The organism is Selenobaculum gibii (assembly GCF_030273445.1).
In the GTDB taxonomy this organism is placed as follows: Bacteria; Bacillota; Negativicutes; order ICN-92133; family ICN-92133; genus Selenobaculum; species Selenobaculum gibii.
Genome location: NZ_CP120678.1, coordinates 1,691,726 through 1,710,527 on the forward strand (window position 1 = coordinate 1,691,726; position 18,802 = coordinate 1,710,527).

At 30.8% G+C, this 18,802-nt stretch carries 17 protein-coding genes and 2 tRNA genes; 7 read left to right on the plus strand and 12 right to left on the minus strand.

What is annotated here, in order from left to right:
* Positions 1 to 7: 7 nt before the first annotated feature.
* The 7 genes from P3F81_RS08080 to P3F81_RS08110 all read right to left on the minus strand — a co-directional run bounded on the left by P3F81_RS08080 (position 8) and on the right by P3F81_RS08110 (position 11,191).
* The gene (locus tag P3F81_RS08080; protein ID WP_147669806.1) at positions 8 to 3,172 is read right to left on the minus strand and encodes a type I restriction endonuclease subunit R, EcoR124 family; all 3,165 of its coding nucleotides are present in this window, start codon (positions 3,170 to 3,172) and stop codon (positions 8 to 10) included.
* Positions 3,173 to 3,197: 25 nt separating this feature from the next.
* Complete coding sequence (gene fic / locus P3F81_RS08085; protein ID WP_147669805.1) at positions 3,198 to 3,809, minus strand: protein adenylyltransferase Fic; 612 nt, start codon at positions 3,807 to 3,809, stop codon at positions 3,198 to 3,200.
* 16 nt (positions 3,810 to 3,825) lie between these two features.
* Positions 3,826 to 4,962, minus strand: a complete 1,137-nt coding sequence (locus tag P3F81_RS08090) for a restriction endonuclease subunit S (RefSeq protein WP_147669804.1) — start codon at positions 4,960 to 4,962, stop codon at positions 3,826 to 3,828.
* A gap of 1 nt (position 4,963) precedes the next feature.
* Positions 4,964 to 7,726: a type I restriction-modification system subunit M gene (locus P3F81_RS08095; RefSeq protein ID WP_147669803.1), complete on the minus strand. Its 2,763-nt coding sequence runs from the start codon at positions 7,724 to 7,726 to the stop codon at positions 4,964 to 4,966.
* Between the two features lie 92 nt (positions 7,727 to 7,818).
* Positions 7,819 to 8,277 (minus strand): hypothetical protein, encoded by a 459-nt coding sequence (locus P3F81_RS08100; RefSeq protein WP_147669802.1) that lies wholly within the window; start codon positions 8,275 to 8,277, stop codon positions 7,819 to 7,821.
* A 26-nt stretch (positions 8,278 to 8,303) separates the two neighbouring features.
* Positions 8,304 to 9,284 carry a DUF8743 domain-containing protein gene (locus P3F81_RS08105; RefSeq protein WP_147669801.1) on the minus strand — a complete coding sequence of 327 codons (981 nt, stop codon included), beginning with the start codon at positions 9,282 to 9,284 and terminating at the stop codon, positions 8,304 to 8,306.
* Between the two features lie 71 nt (positions 9,285 to 9,355).
* Positions 9,356 to 11,191 carry a type I restriction-modification system subunit M/S gene (locus P3F81_RS08110; protein ID WP_147669800.1) on the minus strand — a complete coding sequence of 612 codons (1,836 nt, stop codon included), beginning with the start codon at positions 11,189 to 11,191 and terminating at the stop codon, positions 9,356 to 9,358.
* 459 nt (positions 11,192 to 11,650) lie between these two features.
* On the opposite strand from P3F81_RS08110, the gene P3F81_RS08115 reads away from it, so the two are divergent.
* Together P3F81_RS08115 and P3F81_RS08120 are read left to right on the plus strand one after the other, a co-directional pair.
* A complete protein-coding gene (locus P3F81_RS08115; RefSeq protein ID WP_147669799.1) occupies positions 11,651 to 11,851 on the plus strand; it encodes a helix-turn-helix domain-containing protein in 201 nt (66 codons plus the stop codon).
* 78 nt (positions 11,852 to 11,929) lie between these two features.
* Positions 11,930 to 12,127 carry a helix-turn-helix domain-containing protein gene (locus P3F81_RS08120; protein WP_147669798.1) on the plus strand — a complete coding sequence of 66 codons (198 nt, stop codon included), beginning with the start codon at positions 11,930 to 11,932 and terminating at the stop codon, positions 12,125 to 12,127.
* On the opposite strand, the gene P3F81_RS08125 is transcribed toward P3F81_RS08120, so the two are convergent.
* Complete coding sequence (locus tag P3F81_RS08125; RefSeq protein WP_147669797.1) at positions 12,124 to 14,115, minus strand: hypothetical protein; 1,992 nt, start codon at positions 14,113 to 14,115, stop codon at positions 12,124 to 12,126. The two genes, P3F81_RS08120 and P3F81_RS08125, sit on opposite strands and share 4 nt — an antisense overlap.
* A 382-nt stretch (positions 14,116 to 14,497) precedes the next feature.
* Here P3F81_RS08125 and P3F81_RS08130 point away from each other — a divergent pair, with 382 nt between their 5' ends.
* From P3F81_RS08130 to P3F81_RS08150, 5 genes are all read left to right on the plus strand, one after another.
* Entirely contained in the window at positions 14,498 to 14,845 is a 348-nt protein-coding gene (locus tag P3F81_RS08130; RefSeq protein WP_147669796.1) for a plasmid mobilization protein, read from the plus strand.
* 5 nt (positions 14,846 to 14,850) lie between these two features.
* The gene (locus tag P3F81_RS08135) at positions 14,851 to 15,327 is read left to right on the plus strand and encodes a relaxase/mobilization nuclease domain-containing protein (RefSeq protein WP_147669795.1); all 477 of its coding nucleotides are present in this window, start codon (positions 14,851 to 14,853) and stop codon (positions 15,325 to 15,327) included.
* Between the two features lie 120 nt (positions 15,328 to 15,447).
* A complete protein-coding gene (locus tag P3F81_RS08140) occupies positions 15,448 to 15,753 on the plus strand; it encodes a hypothetical protein (RefSeq protein ID WP_147669794.1) in 306 nt (101 codons plus the stop codon).
* A 41-nt stretch (positions 15,754 to 15,794) separates the two neighbouring features.
* Positions 15,795 to 16,022, plus strand: a complete 228-nt coding sequence (locus P3F81_RS08145; protein WP_147669793.1) for a helix-turn-helix domain-containing protein — start codon at positions 15,795 to 15,797, stop codon at positions 16,020 to 16,022.
* A 76-nt stretch (positions 16,023 to 16,098) separates the two neighbouring features.
* Complete coding sequence (locus P3F81_RS08150) at positions 16,099 to 17,301, plus strand: site-specific integrase (RefSeq protein ID WP_147669792.1); 1,203 nt, start codon at positions 16,099 to 16,101, stop codon at positions 17,299 to 17,301.
* 176 nt (positions 17,302 to 17,477) lie between these two features.
* On the opposite strand, the gene P3F81_RS08155 is transcribed toward P3F81_RS08150, so the two are convergent.
* The 4 genes from P3F81_RS08155 to ahbA all read right to left on the minus strand — a co-directional run bounded on the left by P3F81_RS08155 (position 17,478) and on the right by ahbA (position 18,729).
* Positions 17,478 to 17,554: transfer RNA gene (locus P3F81_RS08155), tRNA-Arg, on the minus strand.
* Positions 17,555 to 17,560: 6 nt separating this feature from the next.
* Positions 17,561 to 17,637 (minus strand) — tRNA-Pro (locus tag P3F81_RS08160).
* A gap of 160 nt (positions 17,638 to 17,797) precedes the next feature.
* Positions 17,798 to 18,265, minus strand: coding sequence for a siroheme decarboxylase subunit beta (gene ahbB, locus P3F81_RS08165; RefSeq protein ID WP_147669791.1), 468 nt, complete (start codon positions 18,263 to 18,265; stop codon positions 17,798 to 17,800).
* 11 nt (positions 18,266 to 18,276) lie between these two features.
* Positions 18,277 to 18,729 (minus strand): siroheme decarboxylase subunit alpha, encoded by a 453-nt coding sequence (gene ahbA, locus P3F81_RS08170; RefSeq protein ID WP_147669790.1) that lies wholly within the window; start codon positions 18,727 to 18,729, stop codon positions 18,277 to 18,279.
* Between the last annotated feature and the right edge of the window lie 73 nt (positions 18,730 to 18,802).

Here is an 18,802-nt window from a genome sequence, read left to right on the forward strand (position 1 = left end):
TCATCTTTTATTCTTCATCAGGTAATTCAATATCGAATCCATCTTCAAGTACAAATTTACGAAGTAATTCATCAATCCTAATATTTACTTTGAATAACGGAATACTTTTTCCTTCTATTTTTTCGAAGTATTCCTTTGCTTTTGTTTTATCTACCGAATTTTTCAACTCATCAAAACGCCCATACTCATTAATGTTTGTAGCATTCACTCTAAGTCCCATTAGATTTCTTAATATCTTCTGATCCACATTAAAAACTTTAGATAAACAATAAATTTGCTCCATTTTTGCCTTATCTTGATATTCAGTAATGTAATCTCTCAATGTTTTTCCTTCTTCTACCGTGACGTCACCTCTTTGAATATCATGAAGAAAAATATTTGCATATTTTTGTTCTTCCTGTGTTAATGTAGCAAAAGTTTTATGTAGCTCATTTAATGCTTGTTCAATAACTTCTTTAGCGGTTTCCTCCAAATGAATTAGTTTCAAATATTTATTAAAGCGAGAATTCATATAATCAGCATCAATTATACCTGTATCAATTTCAGTTAAATATCCTTCAATATTAAATGGAACATCGTTACTACTATTCTGGTTTTCTTCATTTGTTGAACCAAATAATTCCTTATAACGTAATGCCAAAATCAAATATGTATTTTCATTAAAACCTACTTTAACTTTTATTTTTCGTCTATCTTTTTCCTTTTTAATTTCATAAATTAACTTTTCCCATGTAAACCCTTGAATTTTAGCAGCTTCTAAATGCTCATTCAATTTTTTGAAAAGTGAGGCAAACTTTCCTCTCTCTGAATTATCATCAGGCAATTTTTCAAAATTAACAATTCCTGCATTAGTAAATACTTCACTAATTTCTTCAAAAAAGCTGTTCATCTTTTCTAAATTCTTATCAAGCTTTTGTACAAATAATCCAATCGGATTTTCGCCAGAATATTCTTTAATAGCATCATTTATATTCCTCTCCATTGTATGAGGCATACGATAATACCGAATCGTACCAAATGGTTTTTCGGGTCCAAATAAACGGTTTGTTCTTGAAAAAGCTTGAATAATATTTTCATACCGTAAAACTTTGTCCAGATATAATGTATTTACCCATTTAGAATCAAACCCTGTAAGCATTTGGTCAACAACAATCAATAAATCAAGTTGCAGTTCAGATTTTTCTGCAATTCTTGTATATGGTGCTTTATGTGATAATCTGGCAGCAATATCTTTTTTGAATTTATCGTGAGAAGAAAGTCCAAATTTCTGTCCGTATCTTTCATTGTAATCTTCCATGATTTCTACAAGCCCGTCCTCTTTAAAAATGCCACCATCCATATTATCTATATTGGGATCAAACAGTGCAGTTATTTTTAAATCAGGATTTTCCTTCTTTATCAAACGGTAATAATCAATCGCTTCCGGTATGCTACTGGTAGCAAAAATAGCATGAAACTTTCCTGCATGGCTTAATGTTAACCAATTTTCAATTATATCTTTGACCACTTCCCGTTTATGATCGTTTGTTTTATATTGACTTTTGGGAATATAATCTTCAATTCCTTTTATATATTTATCATTATCATCTTTAGAGCCTGCCATGGCAATTTCACTTTTATTTAAAAACCTATAATAAACTTCTTTCTTTTTTTCATCAGCAATTGCTTCTGCTTCATTTTTTGCTTTGGCTTGTTGTAAAGCCACTTCTTTACGTATATCAGTATCCTTAAATGTTGCCACTCTATATGTATCAAAACCCAGAACATTTTTATCACGTATACCATCTGCAATACTATAACGATGTAGTTCATCACCAAATACTGTTGATGTGGTATTCTTTTTCTTCTGATTTTTTTCGTTAATTGGCGTACCCGTAAAGCCAAAGAAAATAGCTGACGGAAATGTTCGCTTGATCGTTATTAACATATCGCCAAAGGTTGAACGATGAGCTTCATCGACAATAAAAACAATTCTCTTTGATTTCATTAATTCTAAATCTTTATCATTTAGCCCGTCTACTTCATCTTTTATATTGCTCATTTTTTGAATTGAAGTAACGATTAAAGTATCATGCGGATTAGAGCTTTTTAATTTTGTTACCAGAACACCTGTATTTTCAGTTGACTGCACCGTTTCATTTTCATCAGCAAATCCACGATATTCTTTTAATGATTGCGTACCAAGTTCAATTCTATCCATTAAAAATATAACTTTATCTGCGTCTTTGGAGTTAGCTATTAGCTGTGCTGATTTAAAGCTTGTCATAGTTTTTCCTGAGCCTGTTGTGTGCCAAATATGTCCACCTAATAAATTATTATCGCCCCACTTTGCTTTTGCAACTTTATCTGATATTGCATTTGCTGCGTAATATTGATAACTACGCATAACTTTTAACACACCATCTGTATCATCGGCAACAGTATAAAAACCAATTAGTTGATGTGCCATAGGGATTGATAGTAAAGAGGAAGCAATATCTTTCCATTCATTGATAGGTTGATTGTCAAAATTAGCCCAATGAAAATAATAATCACGATTAAACTTACCATCTATTCCAGGATTAGCAAAATAAAGCGTTTCTTTTGGTTCCATTGCGACAAAAACTTGTACTAATGAAAATAGGCCAGTAAAAATTCCTTCGTGCGAATATTTTTCAATCTGATTAGTAGCTTGACTAACGGCAATTCCATTTCTTTTTAACTCAATATGAATCACAGGCATTCCATTAATCAATAGCATTAAATCGCCACGTCGCTCATTTAAAATCTTGGATTTAGCTTTAAACTGTGGCTGCTGAGCTATTTGATAGCGACTCTGCCCTGCGGCAATTTCACTTCTATCGTATATTTTCAGGCTAACTTCTTTGCCAAAATGAAGTTCATCTACCGGATTATCTCTTGTAATCGCTACTGTTTTCCCATTGATAAACCCGTTCAATTTTAGTGGCGTTCTCAAGGTAGTAATCTGCTCAATAATTTGCTGCATCTCTCCATCTGTTAAAGGAATATTATTTAATCTATCACGGTCTTTATTATTTTGATAAAGAATAGTTGCCCAATTTTTTATTAAATCTTCTTCGGTAGGATATTTTAAGATATCAGTTTCCCACCCTTTACTAAACAGTACTTTGATTAGAGCTTCTTCAAAATCTTTTTCTTTTGTAAATATCATTCTCTTCTCCTGTTATAGCAAAATTTTACTTATTTAAGTTTTCCATTTTAAAAACGTTATAGCCTTCGTAATGATAACTAGCATCAATACCTTTCATATATACTTCACGGTCATCAATTTTATCAGTCAAGGCTTGCTTCAATAATAACTTTATTTCTACATCTTTAATCGGACTTCTTTCCATTGCCAACAGATAATCTTCTTTATCTACCTTGCTCCAGTCAACAACACATTTTATTTCTTTTTTTAGAATTAAATCAAGCCAAATTCTCGTACTACGACCATTGCCTTCACGGAAAGGATGAGCAACATTCATCTCAACATATTTTTCAATAATTTCATCAAAATTAGATTGAGGCATCTTATCAATATGATTAAGAGCAGCTTCAAGATACATTACAGGCACAAAACGAAAATTACCTTTTGCTATATTTACTTTACGAATCAGTCCAGCAAAATCATATAGTTCAGTAAACAAATACTTATGAATTTGAGCAAGCCCAACAAATTTACCAACTTCAAATGTATCAAGTAACCCTGTTTCGAATAAAGCAAGAGCCTTTTTTTTGCTTAGTTTTTCTTCGATTCTTGCCAACTCAGCAGAATCGTTAATTCCTAATTTATTCTCTAAAGCCATAATTGCCCCTTTCTTCTTAAACAAACATTTTTTCTAAACAAGATTTTTTGATATTTTTTAGTTTTTCTAACTGACGCTGATGAAGGGTGATAATGTTGTCGAGATTTTTGAAGTATACCCCTATTTGATACTGTGCCTCTACACTTGGTAGCTTAACTTCTGTTTTCAAAATATTATCATTGTATAATCTTTTGATTGTACTACCCTCAATTCCTGACCATACAGTAACCTCGTAAATATACTTCAAAAATGTATCATCAATTCTTTCATCGTGTTTTAACCATACAATATTAGAATCTTGAAAATACTCATCTTTTCCTGTAAATTCAACAGTTCTTCCAATACTCCCCGAAGCAGAAATTAAGATTGCCCCCTTATCAGGATATGGATATTTTGATTTATATGCCTCAAAAAGTTCTCTTGAAATATACGCATCGGGTTCTGCACCAAATGTTCCAATTTTATAAAATGGAACATCTCCTTCCTCTGATGTCTGTTCCTTGAAAATTCGTTTGCACATCGCAACAGAACCTAATTCTCCAAACTTACTCTGTTCCCAAGAGTCATTAAATCCTTTGAAACGAATTTCCGGTTTATCTTCGCCTTTTTTCGGAAACATTTTTTCTAGGCAAGACTTTTTAATATTTACTAATTTGTCATACTTACGCTGATGAAGGGTGATAAGGTTGTCGAGGTTCCTAAAATATGTTCCAATTACTTGTTGTTCCAAATACTCAGGTACTAAAACTTCGATTTCATTTATAGCTGTTTTTGATAAACTTGGAACTCCTGTTGACTCGTCTTTCTTTCTCCAATCAATATTCTGAAAAATATCAAAAGCAAAATTAAGGTCTATATCATTCCTCGGAACTGCGTAAAATAGCGTATCTACTGTCCAAAATGGTGCTTTTAGAATGTAAGGTTTATCAATCGTTCCTTTCCTTCCAATCCCAATAGCGTCATCATCATACGATAGAGCCTTATCTACACTTAACATATAGCCACCTGTTCCATACACAGGAATATCTCCCTCTGACAAGTGTTTATAATCTTTCCCACTGCAAACATCAACAACAGTTTCCAACTTACGCTGTTCCCACTCATCACTAAATTCCTTAAACCTAACCTCAGGCCTATTTTTCTTCTCAGTCATCCTATTCACCTTTTAATAGAGACTGAAATTCTCTAAGCCCTTTCATGTCAAACTCATTGCCTTCGATTTCATCAATTAAATCTGAAAGTGATATTTCTGCTTCTTTAATCTGCGTTGCAACATCCAAATAGGTAACAGCATATTTATCTGCAAGGTGCTGAATTTTCGTTACTAAATCCTTAATCATTGCTTCAGGTAAACTATGTATTGCCAAGGTTAGCGGATGAATCCACTTTTCTTCCAATAGTTCTAAAACTTGCTTGTCGGTTAGCTTTTCAATCGTTTCTTTTGTCAATAAATGAAGTTCATTACTCGCTTGTTTAACTTCTGTTTTTAGCCCTTTTTCTTCGACAAATAAATTGTTCACGCGGATTAGTTTTGCTTCCAGTGTATCTTCCGTAAAAGTTACATCTGATTGTAATTCTCTTATATAGGCACTTACTTTAGCTTTGGCATAAGTACCGTCTTTATTCGGTTCAATTTTTGACCATGACACTTGTGGATGATGTTTTACATAGTCTTCTTTTTCCGCTTTTTTAGCTTTCGCATCTAATAATTCCATATATCCGTTCAGGGCGATAATTTCGTCATTTTCAAATTCTGCATATATTTTCTTTACTTCTTCATTTAGTTCGGCTGAAACAAAAGCAGTATTATCTTCATTTAATGCTTTGGTAGTTTCTTTTTCCTCTTCGGTTAATGATTCCAGCATTTCTTCAAATTCTGCCGTAATTTCCAAAAGTCTATTTTCTTTTTGCTTTAACATGTTCGTTTCATCTTTTAAAATAATATTTTGTACCAACTCAAATGAAAGAACATGACCTATCCAACCTTCTTGTACTTCCTGTTCTTTCCCGTCCTTTTTCTTTACAACCATATTAGGATTCACTTTTTTAGTAGCCTCAAATCCTTCTGTTTGGATAATTTCAAGGTCTACGGCAATTTTTGACCACTCGTTATCTAACAATTGATAAGATTCATATTTATCAACTAGTGATATAGATTGTAATCGGCTGAATATTTCATCAGTAAGAATAGCTTCCTCTTGCGAAATATTTAATGTTGTCATTTTTTCAATGAATTCTTGTTTTAAATATCGCGGAAAATCAGCAAATGCACGATTAAAATTTTCAATAAAATTTTTAACATCGCGATGTTCAGTAACAGCATTCTTAATATTATCTACACCTAATGTGACGTAAGGTGTTTTATCATCAATAAATAAGGCAGTTTTAAGATTAGGAAAAGCTCTCCAGAAAACTTCTAATTCATTAAGTTCAGCTTTTGGAATTCCACCAAACATGGAAGCATAAATATCCCATGTTTCACTATTTTCGGATGAATCAACATACCGAGGAATATTCAAGTTATAGTCATTACTCCGAATTTCTTCAATGCTGACTTTCCGAGAGAATTTATCTACTTCTTCCCGATTTATTACAACATCTACTATTTTCTTTATGTCTGATGCTCTTAGTTGATTACTTTTTCCGACTTTTTCAAACCCTTTAGATGCATCGACAATCAATACGTCACTATGATCACGAACTTTTCTTAATACCATAATAATCGTAGGAATCCCTGTACCAAAGAAAATATTTGCGGGTAATCCTATAATCGCATCAATATGATGTCCTTCAACTAAGTTTCTACGAATATTGCCTTCTTCACCACCTCTAAACAGTACACCATGAGGCAAAACGATGGTCATAATACCATCAGATTTAACATGATATAAATCATGTAATAAAAATGCAAAATCAGCTTTGGATTTAGGTGCTACACCAAAGTTGGCATAGCGTGGATCAGTTTCTTTATTCGTAGTATCCCAAACTTGAGAATATGGCGGATTTGACACAACTGCATCTACGTGTAAAGGGTCATATGTGCCGATTGGGTCATTTTCCTCAAAAAATGGCCAGTCATCTTCTAATGTGTCCGCATTCCGCGTAACGATATTATCTGCGGAAATGCCACGCATAACTAAATTCATTCTAGTTAGATTGTAAGTATTTGCTTTTAGTTCTTGTGCGTAGTACTTGATAGGAGATTTCGCACTTATATGTTTAGCTACCGCCTGCCCTATATTAATTAGTAATGATCCAGAACCACTTGTCGGGTCATAAATTTTTATTTCATTTCTATCTTTAAGATGATTTGCTATGATTTCCGACATTAATACCGAGACTTCATGTGGAGTATAAAATTCTCCCGCTTTTTTTCCTGCGTTAGCAGCAAACATCCCAATCAAATATTCATAAATAAACCCAACTACATCATAGCCCTGTCTGCCATTCATCGGAATATCTTTAATAAGCTGAATTAAATCACTAATAGCTTTTGTCTGCGAACCTGAACTATCACCTAATTTACTTAGTCCTGTTTGCAACGTGTCAAAAATACGGTCAAATACTTTCTTATGGGCAGGATTAATCAAACGATTAAATGCCGATAATGCATCTCTAACATCTGAAACATCAAAATCCCGTCCTTTTTGGAGCCAAGTGGAGAAAAGGTCATCATAAGCTATAAAATATCCGACACCATTTTGAATAAATTTTACCGTCTCTTCATCCTCTTCAGTAAGTAGCTTTATATCCTCCTGTGTAAAATCATTTTCTTCTAAAAATTTAACTTCTTGATCCGATAAAAATTTATAAAAGATAAATCCTAAGATGTAATCCTTATATTCATTAGCTTCAATTTTGGAACGCATTTTATTTGCTGATTCCCATATTTTATTTGCAAGTTGTTGTTTATTCATAGTTCCTCCGATTGATTTATCTCTATATTTCTAAATAATAGTTTTATTATTACAAATTAGCTTTTTACATAACAAAAACCTTTTATAAAATTCTAAATAAAAGGCAACTTTTCTCTATAATTTTTCAATTTTTCGACTTCTTCAAAATATTGTTGTTTATTAAATGAAAATTTTCCCAGCTTATTGTATTGCCATGTTTTTCTATGTATTTGTTCAAAATCATACCATACAACAACATCTTTTCCTATATCAATTGCTACTTCTAGTGGCCAACATTCTACACAACCACATGTACAACCGTAAATAGGAACTTTCCATTTTGTAAAATTTTTCGATAAATCCTCATACAATTCTTTTGGAATAATTCCTATATAACTGCCTGCTAAACTTTTCTTTTTTTCTGCTGTAGCGAATGGCAACTCACATTCTTTTACCATATCAAGTAAATTTTCACCGTTTATAAAAATAGCAATTACATCATATAAACAATCATCACTTTGACAACCATCATCAAAAGAAATTTTTACAATTTTAAATTCAATCTTATCCATTCATATATTCCTCTAAACTCTTTAGATTATTCCCATAACTCATCTAGTGTTTTTGAATTTTTCAACTTCATATAAGATGTATATCTAGGCGATTGCGGTGCTTTTCCTTTTCCTCCTTTTAAAGCAATTCTTGAAATTTGTTTTAAACTACCTTTTTTGAAATTCACTATGTATTTATTGGTATCTTTATATTTTTCTATACTTTCCACTTCCGCTATATGTGTAATCGCAGAAATCGGCGCAACCTGATAAGCTGCTATATATTTTATTTTCTCAATCATCGCTGATGAAATACGGATGGAATACCATCTATCATTATTTAAAAACTCTTCATTAAAGCCCTCTTCTTGTGCAGGTACAACAATCGTATCTAGTTCATCATAGTCAATATTTTCGGCTAAGTCTACAATCACTTCATCTTGGAATGATGTTACTCTATGTATTTTGTCATTTCCACATGTATAGGTTTGAGCTTCAATAATATCCGTAGCAATTTTAATTTTTGCCAAAACACTTTCAAGCTCAGGGGTTTGTTCATCAATTACAATAATCACTGCTACATCTTTGTCAAAAATCAATTTATCCAATAACTCATTAGCATTACTAAATTTTGAGTTTTTAAAAAACTCATCCAATTTTTCTTGTTTTTTCGGATCTGCATTAATCTCATCAAGTAAAATTGTTTTAATTTTATGCTTACTAATATCAGAGGAAATTGCAAAACGCAATACTTGTTCCCCAATATGCCCATAAACATCATGACTATTAAGCTCAACTTCTACAAAATAAAGTGTTGGATTCTCATGAAACATTAGGTCTAAATAGTATCCATCCGGTATCGCTGCACCCTTATTCGATTTACCAATTTTCTTTTTTATATCAAAGTAAATTCCTTTATCACCAAAAATATAGTCAGAATGTTCAACAACCATTCTTTCATATTCTGCTTCCGTTTGATAGGAGTATAGGTTATATATCTTTTTCTTACTATCTATTATTTTGTACATATTAATCCCCCAAAAAGCTAAGATTTAAATTATGCTACACAATTTACTTTTTAAAGATATTATTTTTTTCATCATTCTATCTTAAAAAAATCTTGAATCCCCATTTTTCGCCATGCATCTAATTTCATTTGTTTTTCTTCCCGCGCTAATCGTTTTCTTTCTTCTTCCAATGATCTTAATTTTCCTTCCATGAAAAATATAGCTTCTCTTTGCTTTCTATCTTCAATATCTGGCAATAAAATACTTTTTAAGTCTTTAGTACTTAATAGTGGAATTGCCGTTCCAGATTTTTTCTTTGACAACATGTACTGCCCTACAGGACTTTCTAAGTACATTTTTATAATTTTAGAATGAAAATAGTCATTTTTTAATCTCATCCCATAAAAATTTTGCGACAATAATATTTTTCCCTTTATATATGGAATACGACAAATTTTTGTCAATTCCCCCCTAGCCGTAATAATAATGTCATTTTCTTGCACTTCGTACAGAGATACTTTCGCATTATTAGTTATCGTATAACTTTTTAACTTATCCATTACCAACTGACCATTTTGTACATCAGCAAGGTTAATAATTTTATATTCACCAGTTTCATCTTCTTGAATTTCTTTTGTTATATTTATCCCTCGATAAACATCTACAAATTTATCTAATGATGCATACTCTTTACCGTCTGGAAATGTCGTCCAATCAAAAGATACAACGCCCACACCCTCTACCGAAATTGTCCGTTTATATACATAACGACTAGGCAGTAAATTTGCTTCTTTTATCTCGTTTATATTAATAATACGAGATAACTCATCTTGATTTATTTTATTGCAATATATATCTACAATCTTTTGTATCTCAGTATCATCCAATATGCAATTTTTACGGTTTTGTACTCCCATGCTTTCAGCATTAATAAATAAAATTTTCTCTTTCATATTCTCTTGTTTATTTTTATTAAAAATAATTAAATTTACTGAAATTCCTGAATTTTTATAAAGTCCCTCTGGTAAAGCTACCACAGCTTCAATGACATCATTTTCTAACATTTTTTCTCTTACACGTTGGTCTTTTCCCGTACAAAAAAGACTTCCACTAGGAACCACTATAACTCCTTTTCCATCTTCTTTTAATGCATTCAATGTATGTGATGCAAAAAGTAATTCTGCTGAACGTGCATTTGCTAATCCATATGTAAATTGACCATATTTATCTATGACAATTTCATTCTCGATATTTTTCCACGTTAATCCAAATGGAGGATTCATTAAAACTAAATCAAACTGTTTCACTCGCCCATTTTCCATTATTGGTTCTAAAATAGGATTGGCAAACCTAGTAAATGACTTACTATATTTGAGAAATTCTCTTAATCGCCAAATATCAACATTGCTTTTATCCATATCACAGCGATAAATAATATCGTTTTGTACTTTTAACTGCATAAATTTCTCTTTACATAGTCCCATGCCAACAGCACCTAAGTATATTGATTTATCCTCTTGATTATTGAATATCTTCATTGCTAACTTCTCAATACTAGCAGGCAGAAACTTTGTTGCTATTGATTTACTTTCTTTTATAAGTAAATCATAAAATTCCACTAACTTATCGAAAGATATTTGATTAATTTCAGGTAATAGTTTTTCATTTACTATTTTTATTAACTCAAAATTAAAAATACTATTATTCTCATCATACGTCAAAATATTATATTGTAGATTTATTTCTTTAAAGTGTGTATTACCTAAATCATATGCTTCACTACTGCTGATCATATTATTAAACAATGTCGTACCATCTTCAAAATCCAGTTTTTTAATTACTAAGTATTTACCAATTAAAATTAAAGAACTTTTTTCATCTAATATCGAACATAAATTTTCTAGTAAATCCAAAACTATTTTTCTCATAAATGCTCTCCTAACTAAAATTATTACTCATTAAACAAATTCGTATGTAAACCCTTTTATCACGTAAAAAACCAAATTTTCACCGTATATATTACAGAAAAAATTAATGACATGCAGAAAAATATTCCGCCTATAAATGTACCTGCAAAACAAGATATGCAAAAAAACATCATAGCTCCAAACAAAACTCCTAAAAATATTGAAAGCGGCAATAAAAACAACCAATAAATTCCGTTTTTAACTATTATAATAATCACATCCTTTAGTTGCTTTATATAATACATTTCCAATAATATTTTAATTATAGTTTTTAAATTACTATTTTTATTTATTTTAGCATATTTATATTAAATTCAATACTATAAAATAGTTTTTATTTTACTATTTTATAAATTTTAATCTTAAATCAACTCTATTAATCTAACATAATAGTAAAAAAAACTTAAGGAGTTGATTATAATGCTGATTAATAAATCTGTTTTTCATGTATCTGATGCTGCCAGCTTACTTTGTTGTAGCTCACAAGTTATTTACGAACTTATTCATAACGATAAATTATTTGCCTACAAAGACGGTAAGGCATGGAAAATTCCAGAAAAGTCTATCACTGATTATATTAATGCCAGAATCATTAATACTGCTCTAACTAAACGATATTAAATTATACTCAAATACAATGCAATTTAATATTTCATGTCTAACATATTATTAAATACATTTAGCAGGAGGAATAAAATCATGGATAATCTTATTGGCGAAATAATAACTGTGGATGAACTATGCGAAACCTTAATGATTGGCAAAAATGCCGCTTATAAATTATTATCTTCTGGCGATATAAAAGCATTTCGTATTAATCGTATATGGAAGATTCCAAGACAATCCGTAACTGAGTATATTTATACCCAAATAACACAATCTCCCACAACCGATTAAGGTTGCGGGAGATTTATATTAGACTTAACTTTTATGTATTCTTTCATATCCATACTTCTAAGAATCGCTTTCAAATTTTTTAAAACTTTATCACCTTCTGTTTCCAAATTTAAAATAGGTTTTACCTCAGACAACATATAATTTAAGTATTTTTCAACTGACTTTTCCTTTTCATCCACCAATTTTTCTACTTTCAATGCCAATTGAAATTTTTCAACGTCAATACCTACTCCTTTAAACCCCCACAAATTATCTTTAGCAGATTTTCGAAGTCGACAATACTTAAACCCCAACTCTTGCAAAATATTAACCAAATCAACTCGTTTCATCGGAGCTTCTTGAAATCTTTTATTAAAATAATCGCAAAAAGCCGAATAAATGTCTTTTGCATAGCAATCTTTATTTTCATCAACTAAACAACAATCAATTAAAAATTTTTTTATAATTGCGTCATTTGTTAACGTGATTTTTTTCTTTTCTTTTTTCTTAGGATTACATAAAAGATTTAATCCATATGCTGTAAAAATCCAATTTATCCATTGAAAATCAACATCTGAAAAAACAATCTCATTTATCAGCTCTACTAATTTCTCATCTGCACTATCATTTTTTATTTCAATTATATTCAAAAGTTTAGGAAATTTTTTTATATAATCATCTATCTCTTTCTGAGTGGTAACCAAATGAATATATCGAAAATTACTAATAAAGGTTAAGTTGCCTACAACCTCGTCCTTCAATCTAATAGTTTTCCCCTTCAGAACACGCTGATAGTTTTTTACCATCTCTTCTGTTAACATTTGCTTTTTAAATGAAATATTAAGCATTCCCCCCTGCACCTTATCGCTTATCATTTCACTTAAACTTTTAATATTTTTTGTGTCCTGAATGTTATAATGTGATACAATATTTTCTTCAAAAAATTTCATTAAAAAAAGAGCAAATGCACCTGGAATATTTGTATATACTAAATTTAAAAATGGGGTAGGATCTTTTTCTAAACTTATCCTTGCAAATAATACTGCTAGTTGATTTATTAATGTAATATCATTTTGAGTAATTAATTCTAAAACCCTAATAAAACTTTCCGGCTTTTTCTTTAAAAAAATCGGCAATTTTTTTTCTAAATCATCTGCGTTCGTTACATTATCAACATATATAGTTTTTTTTCCTTTTCGAATATATGCAGCAGGAAAAGAATTTGTCTTAATTTTAGGGCTAGCTTCAATTTTAACTTTTTCACCTATATTTTTTTCATGAAATAAAGCTACAATCCTTTCCATAACAATACGTTGAAATGATTTATTTATTTTCATAGCAGGTTGATTTTTTAAATAGTACTTATTTACTAAATTTTTACAATTACACTTAAATACATTTTTCTTTAATATTGGTATTCTATGCTTAAATTTTTTTTTATTATAATCATTCAAAATTTCTTTATAACTAGCTTCACTTATCATCTTTGGAGATTGTTGTAAATTATTATTTTCTCCTAGATAAAAAATATTTGCATCAAACTTTTTAAAAGCTGTAGCTACATCAAAAAAATACTCTAAACAATTATTTTTAAATTTAAAAGCCATATAATCTCGCTCTGCTTTAGGCTCATCTTTCATACTATTTAATAAATCATATAAGTATTTAAACCATGCTTCATTTGGTTCTGGTAAATCCATATCTTTAAAAATTTTTTTGTAATTATTCTTATTTAATTTCCATATTTGTCCAAAAAGCCAAAACGCAATAACCCCATCAGAACAAATTCTAAAACAATTTACATTATACATAAATTGCACTTTTCCTTTAATTAACTCAACCTTTTGATAACCAATTATATTTTCCAAAGATTTATCAAGCACACGATAAAAAGGAATTCCTAATCGAATACATTCTCTATTTAAAACTTCTAAATAATAATTATTAACAAAATCAAAATACAATTTATATTTTTTTATATTTTTATTTTCCCATTCTACTTTTTTCATAATATCCAATATATCCCTTTAAACCATTTTACAAATTATAGGTGTGTCGAAAACAACTATGTGTCATTTTTTATTCTAAATCATTTAATTGTTTATGTAAATATTTTTTATTTATTATTTACTAAAATTTCAGTGGTTTTTTATTTATTATTTGTTATCTCTCTATTAAAATTTGAATTTATTGCGAATTTTATTATATCTATTTAACTATAAAATAAAAAAATACAGTAGGTATAACTAATATATAAATATATATTATATCTATTTACTATTACTTAATTTATAAAAATATAGTGTATAAATGGACATAAAATTCTCTACTATTTGGAGGGAGGTGTAAGCAAGGTAACGTTTTGTCGGACAAAGTCACCTTGCTTTTAAGATGAAAAAACACCAGCAAATTTACGAATCAAAAATCAGCACTCAAAAGAAGTTCAAAAAATCGTTTCGGTTAAATGAGGTCGAAGAAAAAAAGTTTCAAAAGCTTTTAAAATCCTCTGGTTTAAATCAAACAGATTTTATAAAAAATAGCTGTTTAAATAATCAGATCCACGCCATTCCCCATGCAAGTGAAATCGCAAGAACTTTAGCTGGGTTGCACAATAAAACAAACAGTTTAAATGATGATACTGTAGCACAAGAAATTAAAAATCAGATTAGCTATCTTGGTATGTTAATAACAAATCAACCGATAAAACCATTTTTTATTTGCAATAAAATAAGGAAGTGAATCCCATGGCTATTATAAAATTCATTGGAAACAATCGTCGAACTCTATATGGACAAGTTGAGTATCTCAAAGATCAAAAAAAGACTTCATCTGAATATAGCTATGGGTTTGGAGTAAATCCTGACTTCGCAACTGAAGATATGCGTACAATAAAGTTACTTCATCAACAAGAAGACGGCAGACAGTATAAGCAATTTATATTAAGTTTCGATAGGCAAGAACAAAATGAATTAACAACAGATAAACTAATGAAGATTGGTGTAAAAGTCGGACACTATTATTCAAACAATTATCAAATTCTAATGACTGCTCATTTTGATACCGACAATCTACATCTTCACTATCTTATTAATAGCGTAAACATTCATACAGGTCAAAAATTTACGTCTGGTCGACTAGATTTACATAAATTCAAGCTATATGTTGATGAGATATTAAAAAACTACAATATGCATCTGCGTATGTATTCCCCTGAGGTTTAAGCCATAATATTATTTGCTAAACTATATAAATTGAGTTATATATTATTGAATTGAGCAACGGAAATTTAATATTTTACACAACACCTAACTTTTCAGTAAAAATGAAAAGGAGGAATTTATATGATTTTAAAATATTATGGTGTTTTGGGAAGCAATGGAATCGGAGTTTATACGAATTGGAGGCTTGTAGAAGAATCAAAACCTTATATAAAAAATTTCATGAACAAAAAATTTTTTATAGCAGATGATGCATTAAAATTTGCGTGCTGGGGTGGTCAATATTCTCGTGGTATTAGATTACCTCTAGATAGTTTAACATTAGATAAATTGGAACTTAACCATTTTTATTATATTGACGAATTAAAAACATTATTAAACGCTGATTGTTCAAAAGGAGCATTTACCCCTTTTTATATCGTACACTAAAATGATGGACATTAAATTCAAATCAGAAGGGATAAAATAAAATGTACAAAAACAATAATGAAGTTGAATTTTTAACTGCTAGAGAAGTGTCTAGTGTATTCTTTCAAGGAAAGCTTCCCTATTCAGGAGTTCTTAAAATGACAAGAAATGGAGAACTACCAGCTATGAAACGCGGGAAATCTTATATTTATATGGTCTCCGCTCTAAAAGAATGGGCACAAAAAAACTTATCTAAACCTTCATGGGCAAATAAACAAAAAAATTTATAAAATAAATAAAAGCGTAAAAAGAGCTTAACTGAGTTATATCGGCTAGGCTCTTTTCTATTTAAAGGGGGTCATTATAATGCCAGGTTCATTGGTAGATTTAGGAAACAATAAATGGGAACTACGTGTTTCATTAGGCTACAATATCAACGGTAAACAAATCCGTAAAACCAAAAGAATAATTTCAAAATCAAAAAAAGCAGCAGAAAAAGAGTTAGCAAAATTTTATGTAGAAGTAACAAAGAATCCAGTCATTAAAGGTGATAAAATTTCATTTGGTGAATTTATTGAAATTTGGCAGCAACGTCATAATCAAAAATTATCCAACAAGACAAGTTATCGAAATAGCGAATTGTTGAAAAATAGAATTCTACCAGCGTTTTACTCCAAACAACTAGAAAAAATAACCGATATGGATATTGTGAAATTCATTGAAGAGCTTAAAAAGCCTCATATGAGACAAGATAAACGAAACTTAAATACATTATCTGATGGCAGTATTCAAATGCACTACAAACTAATCCGCAGTATATTAAATAAAGCTGTGCAGTGGCGTTATTTAGTTGAAAATCCCTGTCGTTTAATCGCCAAAGACGACATCCCAAAAGCAAATTATCGACGTTTACCAATTTGGCAGGAAAACGATTTAAAAAGGTTTCTTGCAACTTTAGAAAAAATAAGTAATTCACCACGTGAGCTTAAATATAAATTAATGATTAGCTTAGCCTTGATTACCGGTGCTAGACGGGGTGAATTTACAGCTTTGACTTGGGATTGTATTGATTTTGTAAATGCTAGAATTTATATTGAAAAAGCAAGTGAAGCTATAGCTAATAAGCCTCTTGCAATAAAAGTTCCCAAAACAAAATCATCTATACGCTGGTTGAATATAGATAGCTATACCGTCTCTTTGCTAAAGCTGCAAAAACAATTTCAAGATGAATTTTTAACCAAGCATCATTATTCGAATCCAAAGCAATTTATTTTCTTATCACGAAAAGTAATTAATCAAGAAGTTAGTCAAATCTATCCTTCTAGTTTGTACATATGGCTAAGTAAGTTTTGTAAAAAATATGATTTTCCAGCCATTACTGTGCACTCATTTCGACACATGGCTGCTAGCTATGCTTTAGCCTATGGAGTTCCATTGACAACTGTTCAACATATGCTTGGACACACGGATATAAAAACGACTGCTATTTACCTTCATGAACTTGAATCTAAACGTAAAGAAGCAGTACAGATACTCTCTAAACAATGGAATCAATTTAGAAATGCATAAAGCCCACAATTCTTGTATAATTTAAAAATTTTGATAAAAGTAAAAAGCCTTTGCAGATTGCAAAGGCTTAAATTTATTGTATATCTATAATTGGCTTATGTGATAAACAAGCAGTCGATAAGCAGTTTTATACAACAAAAAAGGCTCTAGCAAAATGCTAGAACCCTAATATTCACTGGTGCGCCTGGGGCGATTCGAACGCTCGACACACGGCTTAGAAGGCCGTTGCTCTATCCAACTGAGCTACAGGCGCGATTGATGGTCGGAGCAGCAGGATTCGAACCTGCGACCCCCTGGTCCCAAGCCAGGTGCTCTACCAAACTGAGCCATGCCCCGTCAACCACAATATATATTATAGCGATTTGAAATGTTCTTGTCAATAACTTTTTTTATTTATTTCAATTAAATATTTAAATAAAGTTCATTGGCTAACATCCATAATATATAGCTTTGTTAGTATAACAAATGAATTCCTATATGTCAAATAAAACTTATACTACTCACAAAAATAGCGCATACTTGTTTTTTTCCACTCTTTTACGGAATACAGCATCATATAATCTGATAAATTCGTTTGTTCCGCAATTCCATCGGCAATTTCAGCACACTCTTCTCGTGTATGAGCATGAATCATGGTATACATATTATATGGCCATTCTGGCACTGTATCTCTATCATAGCAGTGGGATACAGACGGATTCATCGCCATCAAAGCTCCAACTTCTTCAATCCGCTCCTGCGGAACAATCCATACACACAGAGAATTTGCAGCAAAACCTACTTCTCGATGTCTTAATACCGCACCAACTTTACGGATTCTTCCCGACCGTTTATATTCTTTTAACTTTGCTAGCAAAAGTTCTTCAGTAATTCCGATACGTTCTGCAATTTCTTTATACGGTTGAGCTACTAAAGGAAATTCTTCTTGTGATGCCCGAATAATTTTTTTATCTAGTTCATTCATTAAGCCTTCACCTACTTCAACGTAAACTGAACGCTAACCTTATATTTACGATTAGCAGCCATACTTATAATCTTTTCAACTCCAGAAATTTGACGAATCTCATCTAAAATTTTCGTTTGCGTTACTTTATTAGGTGTCAATAAAGTAAACCATAAGTTAAACTCACCTTCACGCTCATAATTGTGTGTCACACCTGGATATGTATTAATGGCAAGAGCAACATCATCCATACTTTCTTTTGTTACTTTAGCCGCTACTAACGTTCCTGCATATCCCAGTTTTGCGGAGTCAAAAAATGGACCTATCCTCCGCACATATCCATCTGCTTGCAATTCTTGCAATCGATGAATCACAGTCATTTCATCCGTTCCTAAAATCTCCGCTAAATCAGCAAATGGATGTGAACTTAACGGCAAATTTGTTTGCAGTAAATTCAGTAAATCTTTATCAAACGATGTTAACAAATTTCCCCGCTCCTCTATTATCTTTCCATTTCATAGATATATTTATATAAATAAAAGACAGTAATTACTGTCT

Excerpts from the sequence above, each read along its gene's own strand:
- P3F81_RS08080 (WP_147669806.1), bottom strand. The coding sequence starts at position 3,172 with ATGATATTTACAAAAGAAAAAGATTTTGAAGAAGCTCTAATCAAAGTA.
- fic (WP_147669805.1), bottom strand. The coding sequence starts at position 3,809 with ATGGCTTTAGAGAATAAATTAGGAATTAACGATTCTGCTGAGTTGGCA.
- P3F81_RS08090 (WP_147669804.1), bottom strand. The coding sequence starts at position 4,962 with ATGACTGAGAAGAAAAATAGGCCTGAGGTTAGGTTTAAGGAATTTAGT.
- P3F81_RS08095 (WP_147669803.1), bottom strand. The coding sequence starts at position 7,726 with ATGAATAAACAACAACTTGCAAATAAAATATGGGAATCAGCAAATAAA.
- P3F81_RS08100 (WP_147669802.1), bottom strand. The coding sequence starts at position 8,277 with ATGGATAAGATTGAATTTAAAATTGTAAAAATTTCTTTTGATGATGGT.
- P3F81_RS08105 (WP_147669801.1), bottom strand. The coding sequence starts at position 9,284 with ATGTACAAAATAATAGATAGTAAGAAAAAGATATATAACCTATACTCC.
- P3F81_RS08110 (WP_147669800.1), bottom strand. The coding sequence starts at position 11,191 with ATGAGAAAAATAGTTTTGGATTTACTAGAAAATTTATGTTCGATATTA.
- P3F81_RS08115 (WP_147669799.1), top strand. The coding sequence starts at position 11,651 with ATGCTGATTAATAAATCTGTTTTTCATGTATCTGATGCTGCCAGCTTA.
- P3F81_RS08120 (WP_147669798.1), top strand. The coding sequence starts at position 11,930 with ATGGATAATCTTATTGGCGAAATAATAACTGTGGATGAACTATGCGAA.
- P3F81_RS08125 (WP_147669797.1), bottom strand. The coding sequence starts at position 14,115 with ATGAAAAAAGTAGAATGGGAAAATAAAAATATAAAAAAATATAAATTG.
- P3F81_RS08130 (WP_147669796.1), top strand. The coding sequence starts at position 14,498 with ATGAAAAAACACCAGCAAATTTACGAATCAAAAATCAGCACTCAAAAG.
- P3F81_RS08135 (WP_147669795.1), top strand. The coding sequence starts at position 14,851 with ATGGCTATTATAAAATTCATTGGAAACAATCGTCGAACTCTATATGGA.
- P3F81_RS08140 (WP_147669794.1), top strand. The coding sequence starts at position 15,448 with ATGATTTTAAAATATTATGGTGTTTTGGGAAGCAATGGAATCGGAGTT.
- P3F81_RS08145 (WP_147669793.1), top strand. The coding sequence starts at position 15,795 with ATGTACAAAAACAATAATGAAGTTGAATTTTTAACTGCTAGAGAAGTG.
- P3F81_RS08150 (WP_147669792.1), top strand. The coding sequence starts at position 16,099 with ATGCCAGGTTCATTGGTAGATTTAGGAAACAATAAATGGGAACTACGT.
- ahbB (WP_147669791.1), bottom strand. The coding sequence starts at position 18,265 with ATGAATGAACTAGATAAAAAAATTATTCGGGCATCACAAGAAGAATTT.